This window comes from Vibrio sp. CCB-PB317 (genome assembly GCF_022808245.1).
Taxonomy (GTDB): Bacteria; Pseudomonadota; Gammaproteobacteria; order Enterobacterales; family Vibrionaceae; genus Vibrio; species Vibrio diabolicus.
The window spans coordinates 284103-297028 of the sequence record NZ_JALGNU010000002.1 but is presented as its reverse complement, the minus strand read 5'-3'; the positions used below and the strand labels follow the sequence as shown (position 1 = coordinate 297028).

Below are 12926 nucleotides of genomic sequence, written 5' to 3'. Positions count from 1 at the left end.
GAGTGATGTATTCTCTATTCATCTTCACACTTATGCGCTAAGCATTGTTTTTCTTTTGAGATAGTTTACCGACTCATTAAATATCGCTAAGGTGAGGCTTCAGCCTTTACATATAACAGGGGATGTTAAGTCACCATGAACAGTACGATACAAACAATTCTCAATCACCGCTCAATTCGAAAGTTCACCTCGCAACCTATTGAAAGCGAACAATTAGAAACGATTCTACAAGCTGGCCTTGCGGCGTCTTCATCAAGTATGTTGCAAGTCGTCTCAATTATCCGCGTGACTGATAAAGAAAAGCGTACGCTATTGGCACAATATGCGGGGAATCAAGGGTACGTTGAAAGCGCTGCTGAGTTTTTGGTGTTTTGCATTGATTACCAGCGCCACGCCACTATCAATCCTGATGTTCAAGCTGATTTCACCGAGTTAACACTTATCGGTGCTGTTGATTCTGGCATCATGGCACAAAACTGCTTACTTGCTGCAGAGTCTATGGGACTAGGAGGCGTGTATATTGGTGGCTTACGAAACAATGCTCAAAAAGTCGACGAGTTATTAGGCTTACCTAAAAATACCGCCATTTTATTTGGTATGTGTCTTGGTCATCCAGATCAAGCCCCTGAAGTTAAGCCACGTCTACCTGCTCATGTCGTGGTGCACGAGAATCAATATCAAGACCTAAATTTGGATGATATTCAGGCTTATGACCAAACCATGCAAAACTACTATGCAAACCGTTCGAGCAATCAAAAACAAAGCACTTGGTCACAAGAAGTCACCAGTAAACTAGCTGGCGAATCACGTCCACACATCCTGCCTTACTTAAACAGTAAAGGGCTCACTAAAAGGTGATGACCACAGTACGATAGGATCAAAAAAGGCCTCCGAAGAGGCCTTTAGAATTTATCAGCAAAAACTCGCTTAGTTACCGCCTGAACCACCTGATGGCGGATCAACAGGATCAACTGGTTTGCCTGGCTTCGCATCTGGAATCGGTGGCACTACCGGTTTGAAATCATCTACAGGTTTTCCTGCTTCGATCTCTTTTTCAACCTGGTTAACAACATCTTTAGTATCTTCTTCAGATATCTCTACGTAGATAACGTCACCAGAATCATTTTTAGGGTAATTTGGGTTCTTCTTAATTACCTCTTCAGTTACAGCTTTAGCTGCTACTGAAATTGCTTTCGGAGAAGCCGTAGGGTTCGCTTTAATGACATCTGAAACTACATTCGCTGTAGCAACCAGTTTAGTCGCTAATGCTTTTGTTGCAGCATCACCACTCTCATCTAACTGCTTAACTACACTTTCAGTATTGCGAAGCAAATCATTAACTGAAACGCCCATCGCATTGACATCAAGACCTAAGTCAGCAAACACTTGCTCTGCAACCTCTGGCGTGTAAATTGCACCTTCTTCCAAAGTATCCGTTACTAGAGTAGTAAACGGTGAACCTGTTACAGGTGCATCTGCTTGCGCTAGACCTTTTGGAATTTTGTAATCAGTTGTAATACGTTTACCATTAGATGCATCTACACTCTTATCAGTGTGCTTTAATGTGAAAGTACACTCACTTGGAGCACTAACTACATCTATGTGACTAATGCGCGCATAGCCAACCATACCTTTGTAGTTTGTTGTCAGTTCATCAGCCTTACCTTTTAAATCTCCACCACAGTCGTAAGAGACTTCCATGCCGATAACAGCTGGATCATAAGCCTGTACTGAGTATGTTTTTACCTCAGGATCGCTGTCACTACCACAACCTGCTAGTAGGACTGCAGCCACACTTGCCGTTAAAAGTTTGATTTTCAAAATTAGCTCCAATATTTGTTGTTATATCCGACCGCAACAGGAAGCATAACGGCAGTTGCATATGGTGTAAATAGGATGCATACAACTTTGGCATGAGTTTTTTCACATTCCTGCCTGTTTACATGTGCAAAATCATGCATTCATCTCAATAACGCTAAATAGACATAATTTTGTCATGTATTCGTAAGTATTTTTTAAGTATGTAGTTGCCTTTATTGCAACCAGATGGATAATGGTTGACTATTTTTGTGGGGTAGATTTTTCACCTTCATAAATGAAACTAAGAGCTCTAAGTCGCTAGCAGCCATTTGGAGTGTTTATTACACAAATAATTCTGAATGGACTCGCTTTCTAAAGGCTTAAAACTGCAGTAAATCGTCAACATTGATGAAATGCAGTTCAATTAGAATGAATCAATTTCAGTCGGCAAACTTTCTTTCGGTAGTTATAAACCAATGAACACATTTAATAAATTTTTGGGGATATCAGTACTTCCTATCCTTCTTACAGGGTGTACTCTGCCTGGTAGCCATCTTTCGGTCAGTGACAAAACAGTAATGAGCACTGAATCGAGTGATATAGAATCGCAGGTTACGGTTTATCCTTTAACTTTGGAGCGAGTGACCTCTTTAAATTCAATAGATCCTTTTTCAAAGCCAAATCCAGAGTTAGATATTGAAATCGCCAAGTATGAATACGAAGTAGGACCTGGCGATATCTTAAATATTACTATTTGGGACCACCCAGAGCTCACGATCCCAGCTGGCTCATATCGTAGTTCAGCCGAAGCAGGTAACTGGGTGCATTCGGATGGCACGATCTTCTACCCTTACATTGGCGTTGTACACGTTGAAGGTAAAAACGTTCGCCAAATTCGTGCAGACATTGCCAACCGTCTTGCAAAATACATTGAGAGCCCGCAAGTCGATGTAAGCGTTGCAGCATTTCGCTCTAAAAAGACTTATGTGACTGGCGAAGTAAACAAGCCAGGGCAACAACCAATCACAAACATTCCTCTTACTCTTCTTGATGCCGTGAATAGAGCAGGCGGACTGGCAGCCGAAGCCGATTGGCGTAATGCAACACTGACGCGAAACGGTGTGGTTGAAAATGTCTCTTTGTATGCTCTGATGCAACAAGGCGACTTAACTCAAAACCGTCTTCTAAAGCCAGGTGATATTGTTCATATTCCCCGTAACGATGCACAAAAAGTATTTGTTATGGGCGAAGTTAACGATCCAAAACTACTCAAAATTGATCGCAGCGGTATGAGCCTTACTGAAGCTCTAAGTAGCGTTGGTGGTATTAATGAAATCTCCGCCGATGCTACTGGCGTTTTCGTCATCAGACGTTCAAAAGAAGAAGCTAAAATGGCGGACATTTATCAGTTGGATGTTTCTGATGCTTCTGCTTTGGTGATTGGAACAGAGTTTGATCTCAACCCATACGACATAGTCTATGTAACAGCCGCGCCTGTTAGCCGTTGGAACCGCGTTATTGCTCAACTTGTTCCAACCATTTCCGGCTTTAACGAATTAACCGAAGGTGTACTACGAGTACGCACTTGGCCGTAAAAACGACGTGCCGCAAGAAAGTTATCTCTTGCGGTACGCATTCAATAGTTACGTAGCTCAATTGTGCAATATAAAGAAGCAAGCAATTCAGTTGGGATCATAGGCATACAATTTAAAATAGGGTAAGCATTTGTTTTCTAATATTCTTGTCGTCTGTGTAGGTAATATTTGCCGCTCTCCAACAGGAGAGCGGCTTTTGCAGTCTTTACTACCAAACAAACATGTCGCGTCAGCGGGAATCGCGGTGGATAAAAGTCATTTAACAGGAAAAGCTGCTGATGATATGGCAACCACCATCGCGAACGAACATGGCGTAAGCTTAGATGGACACGAAGCACGACAATTAACACCTGAGCTTTGCGCTCAATACGATCTGATATTGGTTATGGAAAAAGGTCATTTAGAAGCCTTAACCAAAGTCGCTCCTGAGGCACGAGGCAAAACGATGCTGTTTGGACAATGGATAAGTGAAAAAAACATTCCTGATCCATACAGACAAAGTAGAGAAGCCTTCGAACATGCTTATACGCTTATAGAAAAAGCAGCAAAAGCGTGGTCTCAAAAACTATAAGCCGCAAGGCTAAATAAATAAACGCCAATGGCAAGGTATTTAAGAAGTTAAAGTAATGACAACACAAACTATTAAGCAATCACGTCAAGCCGACGATGAGATCGATTTGGGAAAGTTATTTGGGATCATTCTTGATGCCAAATGGCTCATTCTATGTACCGTAGTCCTATTTTCAATTATAGGCGTCGGCGTTGCCATTCTATCAACACCTATCTACAAAGCTGATGCTCTTATCCAAATTGAAAGTAAGAGCTCCGGTGGTATTTCAGCGATGGTTGGTGATATGGGAGAGCTGTTTTCAGCAGAGTCATCAGCGACAACAGAAATTGAGATCATTAAATCTCGTATGATTTTGGGTGGTACAGTTGATAAGTTCAACTTAACCACGGTCGTCTCTCCGAATTACATGCCTATCATCGGTAAGGGCTTAGCTCGACTGCAAGGCGAACAAATCAGTCTGAGCGTTTCACGATTTAATACCCCTTCTTACGCAGTTGGAATTCCTCTAACTCTCGAAGTTATTGATTCTGAAAAACAGACGTTCAGACTTATAGAAGATGACAATAACGTCATTTTAGAGGGTAAGGTTGGCGAGCTCATTGAAAAGAACGGCTATCAATTCTTAGCTACAGAAATGATAGCGCAAGACGGCGCATCGTTTACCGTGAGTAAAGTCAGCAAATTAGATGCAATTAATAAACTTCAAGAAAACTTATCGATAAGCGAACGTGGTAAGCAAACCGGGATTATTTCTTTAAGCTTCTCTGGTGAAGATCGCGCTAAGATTCAAGCTATCTTGAACGACATTAGCCAGAACTACTTCTTGCAAAACGTTCAAAGAAACTCAGCAGAGGCAGAGCAAAGTCTCGAGTTCTTGAAAGGTCACCTTCCAGACATCAAAACAAAACTGACCGCTTCTGAAGACGTTTTAAATCGATTCCGTCAAGAAAATGAATCTATCGACTTAGGCCTTGAAGCTCAATCAACGCTTAAAGTGATGGTTGAATTAGAAGCGCAGTTAAATGAGCTGACATTCAAAGAGAGTGAAATCAGCCAGCGCTTTACACAAGATCACCCGGCTTATAAATCTCTGCTTGATAAACGTGAGACGCTACTCAAAGAGAAAGAGCGTCTTAATAAACAAGTTCAAAAGTTACCGAAAACACAGCGTGAAGTTCTACGCATGACGCGCGATGTAGAAGTAAACCAACAAATCTACATCCAGCTATTGAACAAGGTTCAAGAGCTCAACATCATTAAAGCAGGAACCGTTGGCAACGTTCGAATCTTAGATAACGCTCAATCGTTCTCTAAGCCAATCAAGCCGAAAAAAGCGCTTATCGTTGTGCTAGCAACACTGCTTGGCGGCATGGTAGGCGTGGCTTTCGTATTAATTCGTGCGGCATTCCACCGTGGTGTAGAAACACCAGATCAAATTGAGCAGATTGGTATGCCTGTTTACGCTAGCGTTCCAAAATCTATTCAACAACTGGAATTTGCAAACAAGCTTAAACGAAACAAAGGCAGCAACGATGAGCTAGTCCTTCTTGCTGAAGCTAACCCGGCCGATCTTTCCATCGAGGCCCTGCGTAGTCTTCGTACTAGCCTGCACTTTGCGATGATGGAAGCGAAGAACAATGTTCTTATGATTTCAGGTCCAGCACCATCTATCGGTAAAACGTTCGTATCGACAAACTTTGCAGCCGTCGCTGCGAAAACAGGTCAGAAAGTACTGCTTATCGATGCGGATATGCGTAAAGGTTATTTGCAGCAATGTTTTGGTTTACGTTGGGATAACGGTCTTTCTGATTATTTGAGCGGCAAGACATCCCATAGCAATATCATTAAATCAACATCCATCGACAATCTAGATGTGGTTACTCGTGGCCAAGTACCACCAAACCCGTCAGAGCTTTTGATGCATCCTCGCTTTAAGAGCTTTGTTGACGAAATGTCGGCGCAGTACGATCTTGTGATCATCGATACGCCGCCTGTACTCGCGGTTACCGACCCAAGCATTGTTGGTGCAATCGCAGGAACAACACTGATGGTAGCTCGTTTTGATCAAACGACTTTGAAGGAAATTGAAGTCGCACAAGGCCGCTTTGAACAATCCGGCGTGGAAGTAAAAGGCGTGATTCTAAACGCCGTAGAGAAGAAAGCGTCAAACTCATACGGATATGGTTACGGTTACTATAACTACGCTTACAAGAGCGAGTAATTAATATCTACATGTATTACAAAGCCCTGCTAGACCTAGCAGGGCTTTTTTATTACTGGATCCTGTAATGCATATCTACTAGAAAACGGATGGTTGTTAGCATCTACATAGGCATTGGCTGTCAAACTATTCAGCACTTCTTTAATGGGGCTGATATTTTGTGATGCAGCTCTCTCATGAATAGTTGCATGATGGATTGTGAAACTCTACTATCAGTCTGCTCACGCCTAAAGCCCCCAACACTCGCGGAAAGAACTTGGTTCACGGCAACTCTTCTACCCTGCTCTGTATAGCAGGAACAATCTGTTTTTACCTTCTTTTTAGCTTCTATTTAGGCGAGTGTGGAAGAGATAAGAAAGGTGAAAAATGAACTCTACAAATAGCTTCTTAATCAACATTAACCAACAAAAATCCGTTGCTAAAAAAAGGCTCAAAGCTATACGTCAACACGATGATGAGATGTTGGATCGAGTTAAGCGATTTCACTCCAAACCAGAGTCATTAGCTCCCAATACAATTCAATTAGCTGACGTTCAACATTCGCTAGCCAGAGAATTAGGTTTACCAAGTTGGAGTAAATTAAAAGCGCATGTCGAAGAGTTAGAAGCTCACAAAGACGCCATCAAAAATCACTTCCCTCCTCTTGATAGCGAACTAAAAACGCTCCATGTCCGCTGTGGGCATGATATTCAGCAACGGCTTAAAGACAGCGGATTCGAGGGGACATTTTTAGCCCTAATAGATCCGCTTTGTATGGGTCCAATCCCAGCAACACCACAAAACTTCCTTGCCATTCGTGCCCAATATGTCGTAGAGACTCTGCTGCCCGTGATGAAGCATGAGGATTCAGTGCAAGATATTGTCAAATTTGAGCAAGCTAATATTGATACGCTGCTCAGTGATACATTTGAACGAATCGTCTTTTGGGTCGAACATGACAGCTATGATCAATTGATGCTAATTCGTGCTCTAACACAGTTAGAGAATGTAGAGAATAAAGTGATAGAGATCATTGAGTTGAACCAGTTCCCGGGCACTGAACGATTCATCGGCTTTGGGCAGTTGCCTGAAGAAGCTATTCGCGCTTGTTGGCAATACCGTAAACCCGTGACAGCCAAATTATTCAGTCAGGCTAAACATTCCTGGCACGCTGTCACATCACCGACACCCATCTCTATGGTTAATTTGATCGAGCAGCATGATCTAGATTGCTTACCCAATATGCTCAACGTGCTAATACGCCATATGCAAGAGTTACCTCATTCACAAACAGGATTAAGCTTGACTCAGCAGATTGCATTAGAGGTCCTAAGTTCTCAAAATCGTTCAATTCTCATCAAAGATTGGTTTGAGCAATATCAACAACGTGAACCTCTACCTTACCTGGGCGATGTGATGTTTTACGCCTTACTCCTCCCTCTAGCACAAGGTCAAACGCCTTTAATCACGATTGAGTCACGTGAAAGGGACTGGTGGGAACAGAGCGTCCATATCACTGAGGCTGGTCAGCATTGTTTGGAAGGCTTCATACGAGCGAAGAAATGCTATTGGGTTGGGGGTATTAGCAATACCAATCAGAATTATTGGAGTTGGGATCACCTCCAATTATCTACATTGACCAACCATCATTGATTCAGCGGATAGGTAACATAAGCAGGGGCATAGACGGCTCGTTAGCCCCTTGTGTTCAGCCCAATACAAAAACAGTCAAAAAGAGACGACTTCTAGCCTGAATAAAATCTAGATAGTTATGCACGAGTAACATTTCTTAGAAAGAATATGCACTCCATTTACTACCAAAAATAAATGTAAATACTCTTTCTTATCGGTTGTATGTTCGATAAAAGTGTTAAAATACAAACTTTTCGACCAGTCAAATAGTTAAGATTTGGTTAAAACTCCATTTTTATTAGTGATAAAGTTCACATCTATTAACCATTTAGAGGATTATTCTTTCGTATTTTCTCACTCCACTGCTACTCTGCTCGCCGCTTTGAAGTGAACTCAAGGTGCATAACTATAAGGAGTGTTCTCATGAATACCAAGAAACCGATGTCGCTAACCAGCCGCGTAATTTTGGGTATGGTAGCGGGTATCTTGACAGGATTTGCAATTCGCACACTTTTTGCCGGCAACGGATTTGTCGACGCATACATTGTTAATGGATTATTTGAAGTTGGTGGACAGATCTTCGTCGCCAGCTTAAAAATGCTCGTAGTCCCTCTAGTGTTTGTTTCACTAGTTTGTGGTACTAGCTCCCTCAAAGACCTTTCTACACTGGGTCGCATGGGTGGTAAAACCCTCGCTTTCTACGTTACGACAACGGCTATCGCGATTACGCTTGCTCTAACTATGGGTACTCTGTTCCAGCCAGGTGCTGGCGCTGACCTAACCGCAGCAAGTTCATTCAAATCAGCAGAAGCACCATCTTTGGGTCAGGTGATCATCGATATGTTCCCAACCAACCCTATCAGTGCGATGGCTGAAGGTAAAACCCTGCAAGTTATTGTGTTCGCAGTGCTATTTGGTATCGCGATCAGCGCAGCAGGCAAACCTGGTGAACGTATTGCAGCGTTCTTCTCTGATCTGAATGAAGTGATCATGAAACTGGTTGCGATTTTGATGAACTTGGCGCCTTATGGTGTGTTCTTCTTAATGGCGAAGCTATTTACTGGTCTTGGTCTGGGCGCAATCGTCAATCTGGCGGAGTACTTCTTAGTACTGGCGGGTACGCTTGTCCTGCACGGCCTAGTCACTTACAGCTTAATGTTAAAAGGTTTCACTGGTCTAAATCCAATTACGTTCCTACGTAAGATGGAAGACGCGATCATGTTTGCTTTCTCGACCGCATCATCAAACGCGACGATTCCAGTGACAATGGAAACGGCTAAGCACCGTATGGGGGTTGAGAACCGCGTATCATCGTTCACAGTACCACTTGGTGCAACCGTGAACATGGACGGTACGGCGATCATGCAAGGTGTAGCAACCGCCTTTATTGCTCAAGCCTTCAATATTGATTTAACTATGGGCGATTACCTCATGGTAATCATGACAGCTACATTGGCATCTATCGGTACTGCGGGTGTCCCTGGTGTTGGCCTTGTAATGCTAGCCATGGTATTGAACCAAGTTGGTCTGCCGCTTGAAGGTATCGCGCTCATCATGGGTGTTGACCGTCTACTTGATATGATTCGTACTGCGGTAAACATTACTGGTGACAGTGCAGTTACCGTCATTGTCGCAAAATCAGAAGGTGCATTGGATGAAGCTCGCTTCAACGACCCAATGGCAGGCGTTGCCGAAGAAGAAGTGCATCTTAAACGCGCTGACGCCTAAATCGTTCTGCGATTACCATTCTGAAATTACATAGTCCTGTCTAAAAGAAAGCCCCGATGGAAACATCGGGGCTTTTGTTTTCTCCGCGTCTAGAAATGCTCTTTCTAATCTGCCATCGAATTCAGTTTTTCTCTGGCTTGTGCTTCGTGTTCTTTAGTGATGGCATTGCCGACAGAGTTAGCGGCTAACGTAAGCGCTGCCATGTCATCGGTAAAGCCGACGCCTGCTAGTACATCTGGCACCATATCGGTTGGTAATACGAAGTAAGCCAACGCGCCACCTAAAATCGCCTTATGGCGAACGGCGGTGTTGGAATCTGTCATCGCGAGCCATGATTTGATGCCCATAACGGCAATTTCTTCACCCGCTTTCTTAACCGACCCTTTCATTTTGCGCCAGAAGGTTTTCTCATCTGGCGCTTGCATCGTTTGATCTTTGGCGTCTTTCGGCGCCGATTTTACAGACATTGTTGTGATCATCGTTGCCTCCGAAATTTATGACTGTGGCCAACATATTAATAAATCGAACCTGAACGCAAGATTAATAACAAGAAATGATAGTAAAGTGAAACAAAAACACAGATAGAAAAATCCCCAAACCGAAGTCTGGGGATCGTGATGTTGAGAACCAAGCTTTACAAGGAGAATGCCTTATTGAGCAATCTTCTCCAGTACACGCATCAGCATTTTGATTCGTGGCTCGATAGACTCAAGCAACAAGTACTCTTGATCGCTATGGAAACCTGCACCGATAGGTCCTAGACCATCCAAAGTTGGAACGCCAAGAATTGCCGTATTGTTTGCATCAGAGCCGCCACCCACTTCTTTCCAGTTGATGTCGATAGACAGTTCACTTGCCGCTTCTTCAACTAATGCCATCAAGCTTTCAGTTTGCGCGCTTGGCACCATAGAAGGTTTGTAAGCTTCACGAACCAACTCGATGCTAACGCCATCAACGAATGGTGTTTCCAGCATGCCGTTTAGCTTGCCATCGACATCATCGTATTCTTCATTACTCCAGAAACGCACATCCACGATCGCTTCAGCGTGCTCAGGGACGATGTTTGCGCCGTTACCGCCAGACACAATACCCACGTTTAATGTGGTGCCAGATTCGAAGTTCGTCATGGCATTGATTGCGAGAATCCAGTTCGCCATCTCGGTAATTGCACTGCGGCCATTTTCTGGCTCGTTGCCAGCGTGGGCTGCAATGCCATTAAACGTGATTTTGTAACGCGCCATGCCTTTGCGCGCTTTGACTAAACCTCCGTCTGCGCGTGCTGCTTCTGCCACCAATACGTTTTTCGCGTTTTTTGCAACAGATTGAATCCAGTCGACCGAATCTAACGATCCGGTTTCTTCGTCTGGGTTCATGCAGATACAAATCGACAGTTTATCCAACACCGCTTGGTCGAGGTTACACATCGCGTACACAATATTCAGCAAGCCAGATTTCATGTCCGAGACACCCGGACCGTACGCTTTGTCAGCGTCTTGAGACATAGGACGTAATCCAGCGGTGCCGACAGGGAACACTGTATCCATGTGACCAATCAGCATCACGTCAACTTGCTCAGCTTCCGGCTTGTTTCGAACTTCAAGACCGATGCCCGCTCTGCCACAGTCGATGCGTTTTACGCTCCAACCTGACATCGCTTGGTACTTCTCTTCAAATTGAGAAGCGATGAACTCGATACCATCAGTAGTGTACGTGCCACAATCGACATTGATCAGAGGACGAAGTTCTTCGAGATATTCATTAAGAGAAAACTGCATGATTGCCCCCTAAACAAACAAGTTCATGACTAGCATTGCGCCAAATGCGTTCAATACGGAAATCGCAATCATAATTGGGATATAACGACCTTCAGTACCGATAGGTCCCATAATTCGACCCATGTACTGAACCTGAGAGCCCATTAGGTAAATTGCAGGTGCAAGAATCGCGATGTGCGTACCGTTCAAGATGCCTTGGTCAAACAATGTGATAACCACGCCAACTGCCCCGCCCATCGACATCCAAGCACCAATCAGCACCGCAGCCGCTTCACCTGGCAAACCAAAAACCGCCATTACTGGAGAAAATACCGAGCCCATCAAATCCAACGCGCCAGTAATCTGCAACGCCTTAATGATGACAAACGCCATAAGAACGTTAGGCACGGTTGATGTTGTCGCAATAACCCAGCCTTTTTTAGCGCCTTCAACGAAAATATCCGTCACCATCGGCTTACTTACTTTTACGTCACTCATTACGCCGTCTCCTCTTTTAAGTTCTCAGATTTGCTTTGCTCTTGCTTGTCTTCTTTACCTTCTGTGATGTTTAGGTAGATACGGAATAAGTTCGCACCCATGATTTTAAACAAGAACATCACCACAACCGCCAAACCAATAGAAGACGTTACGGCAAGCGAGCCATCCGCCATCGTCAGCGTAAACAGCACCGCCCCTGAGGAGAAAAAGTTAACAATGGTGGCACCAGCGGTGAACTGGAACATAGTGAACACATCGGTTTCACGTTTGGTAAGATGGCCTTCATCTTTAAGCTGACGAGTCATCGCCGCGCCCGCGTCGGTACTTTGCAGTGAAGCGATAAGAGCCAAACCAGAGTTACCCGGAATACCCATAATTGGACGAAGAAGCGGCGTTAACAGTCTGCGTGCCGCTTCTAGTGCGCCATAGTGCTCAAGTACATTGATCATACCCAGTGCGAACATAACGGTAGGAATCAAAGTAAGTGCAAAAATGAAACCGTCACGTGCACCGCTACCACCAGCACCACGAAGCGACGTTGTTGCAACTTGCACGCCGTCAGCCGTTTCGGTGACACCATAAGCCACCTTGCCAAAAGAGCCATTCAACGTGGTGAAATCAAATACGCCATACCATTCGTTCGATTGCATGAGACCAGAAAAGAAGACGACCGCAAACGCCAGTGCAACGTAGCACCCCAGCGTAACCTTGCGCTCGGTTTGAACAGGATTTTTCATAACATTACCTACACATGTGGGACAGGACACATATGTTCACCCGAATAATGTGCTAGAGAGATGATCAAAATCAATCTGCCTGCCGAACATTCTAGCGACTCAGTTATGAAGTTTTGTTTTATGATTTTAATCACATTTGAAAGATAATAAAAATTTGTGCTAACAATTAGGTATATTAATCTATATCGATACCTCAGGACTTCTTCATCAATCCGACCAATGATTCTGACGAATATTGCTTTCTACAACATTCATGACGTACTTCATACTTTGGCATTGAGGCGATATCGATTAACTCGAAAGTAACATTCCATAATGAAATTTAGGTTAGGATTGTCCGGTCATATGCAAACGGCATAAACCAGAATCAACAGGACTAGGCAGCCCATTGTTACGCTCACAACCTAAAAT

Annotated in this window: 11 protein-coding genes; 6 read left to right on the top strand and 5 right to left on the bottom strand. The window is 43.8% G+C overall.

All coding sequences use genetic code 11. The features are described from left to right. Positions 1-135 precede the first annotated feature (135 nt). On the top strand, positions 136-858 hold the full coding sequence (gene nfsA / locus MTR11_RS10445; protein ID WP_243327470.1) for an oxygen-insensitive NADPH nitroreductase: 723 nt from the start codon (positions 136-138) through the stop codon (positions 856-858). A gap of 69 nt (positions 859-927) precedes the next feature. Here the strand turns inward: nfsA and MTR11_RS10440 are convergent, their stop codons facing one another. Next, a complete protein-coding gene (locus tag MTR11_RS10440; RefSeq protein ID WP_176319819.1) occupies positions 928-1821 on the bottom strand; it encodes a hypothetical protein in 894 nt (297 codons plus the stop codon). A gap of 455 nt (positions 1822-2276) precedes the next feature. Here MTR11_RS10440 and MTR11_RS10435 point away from each other — a divergent pair, with 455 nt between their 5' ends. The 5 genes from MTR11_RS10435 (at position 2277) to MTR11_RS10415 (ending at position 9526) form a co-directional block, all read left to right on the top strand. After that, positions 2277-3395 (top strand): polysaccharide export protein, encoded by a 1119-nt coding sequence (locus tag MTR11_RS10435; RefSeq protein WP_006740798.1) that lies wholly within the window; start codon positions 2277-2279, stop codon positions 3393-3395. Between the two features lie 130 nt (positions 3396-3525). Further along, positions 3526-3966 carry a phosphotyrosine protein phosphatase gene (locus MTR11_RS10430; protein ID WP_031780663.1) on the top strand — a complete coding sequence of 147 codons (441 nt, stop codon included), beginning with the start codon at positions 3526-3528 and terminating at the stop codon, positions 3964-3966. Positions 3967-4021: 55 nt separating this feature from the next. After that, a complete protein-coding gene (locus MTR11_RS10425) occupies positions 4022-6187 on the top strand; it encodes a polysaccharide biosynthesis tyrosine autokinase (RefSeq protein ID WP_243327469.1) in 2166 nt (721 codons plus the stop codon). Between the two features lie 366 nt (positions 6188-6553). Then, positions 6554-7819, top strand: coding sequence for a DUF1835 domain-containing protein (locus MTR11_RS10420; protein WP_243327468.1), 1266 nt, complete (start codon positions 6554-6556; stop codon positions 7817-7819). A gap of 402 nt (positions 7820-8221) precedes the next feature. Beyond that, positions 8222-9526 carry a dicarboxylate/amino acid:cation symporter gene (locus MTR11_RS10415; RefSeq protein WP_005397791.1) on the top strand — a complete coding sequence of 435 codons (1305 nt, stop codon included), beginning with the start codon at positions 8222-8224 and terminating at the stop codon, positions 9524-9526. A gap of 104 nt (positions 9527-9630) precedes the next feature. Here the strand turns inward: MTR11_RS10415 and MTR11_RS10410 are convergent, their stop codons facing one another. The 4 genes from MTR11_RS10410 to MTR11_RS10395 all read right to left on the bottom strand — a co-directional run bounded on the left by MTR11_RS10410 (position 9631) and on the right by MTR11_RS10395 (position 12515). After that, positions 9631-10005, bottom strand: coding sequence for a YkvA family protein (locus tag MTR11_RS10410; RefSeq protein ID WP_031381517.1), 375 nt, complete (start codon positions 10003-10005; stop codon positions 9631-9633). Positions 10006-10176: 171 nt separating this feature from the next. After that, positions 10177-11301, bottom strand: coding sequence for a M20 family metallopeptidase (locus MTR11_RS10405; protein ID WP_243327467.1), 1125 nt, complete (start codon positions 11299-11301; stop codon positions 10177-10179). Between the two features lie 9 nt (positions 11302-11310). Then, positions 11311-11778, bottom strand: a complete 468-nt coding sequence (locus tag MTR11_RS10400) for a YjiG family protein (RefSeq protein ID WP_005458317.1) — start codon at positions 11776-11778, stop codon at positions 11311-11313. Then, positions 11778-12515, bottom strand: a complete 738-nt coding sequence (locus MTR11_RS10395; RefSeq protein ID WP_243327466.1) for a nucleoside recognition domain-containing protein — start codon at positions 12513-12515, stop codon at positions 11778-11780. The genes MTR11_RS10400 and MTR11_RS10395 overlap by 1 nt, the downstream gene beginning before the upstream one ends. Positions 12516-12926: the final 411 nt, after the last annotated feature.

Excerpts from the sequence above, each read along its gene's own strand:
- MTR11_RS10400 (WP_005458317.1), bottom strand. The coding sequence starts at position 11,778 with ATGAGTGACGTAAAAGTAAGTAAGCCGATGGTGACGGATATTTTCGTT.
- MTR11_RS10415 (WP_005397791.1), top strand. The coding sequence starts at position 8,222 with ATGAATACCAAGAAACCGATGTCGCTAACCAGCCGCGTAATTTTGGGT.
- MTR11_RS10435 (WP_006740798.1), top strand. The coding sequence starts at position 2,277 with ATGAACACATTTAATAAATTTTTGGGGATATCAGTACTTCCTATCCTT.
- nfsA (WP_243327470.1), top strand. The coding sequence starts at position 136 with ATGAACAGTACGATACAAACAATTCTCAATCACCGCTCAATTCGAAAG.
- MTR11_RS10410 (WP_031381517.1), bottom strand. The coding sequence starts at position 10,005 with ATGATCACAACAATGTCTGTAAAATCGGCGCCGAAAGACGCCAAAGAT.
- MTR11_RS10420 (WP_243327468.1), top strand. The coding sequence starts at position 6,554 with ATGAACTCTACAAATAGCTTCTTAATCAACATTAACCAACAAAAATCC.
- MTR11_RS10425 (WP_243327469.1), top strand. The coding sequence starts at position 4,022 with ATGACAACACAAACTATTAAGCAATCACGTCAAGCCGACGATGAGATC.
- MTR11_RS10395 (WP_243327466.1), bottom strand. The coding sequence starts at position 12,515 with ATGAAAAATCCTGTTCAAACCGAGCGCAAGGTTACGCTGGGGTGCTAC.
- MTR11_RS10405 (WP_243327467.1), bottom strand. The coding sequence starts at position 11,301 with ATGCAGTTTTCTCTTAATGAATATCTCGAAGAACTTCGTCCTCTGATC.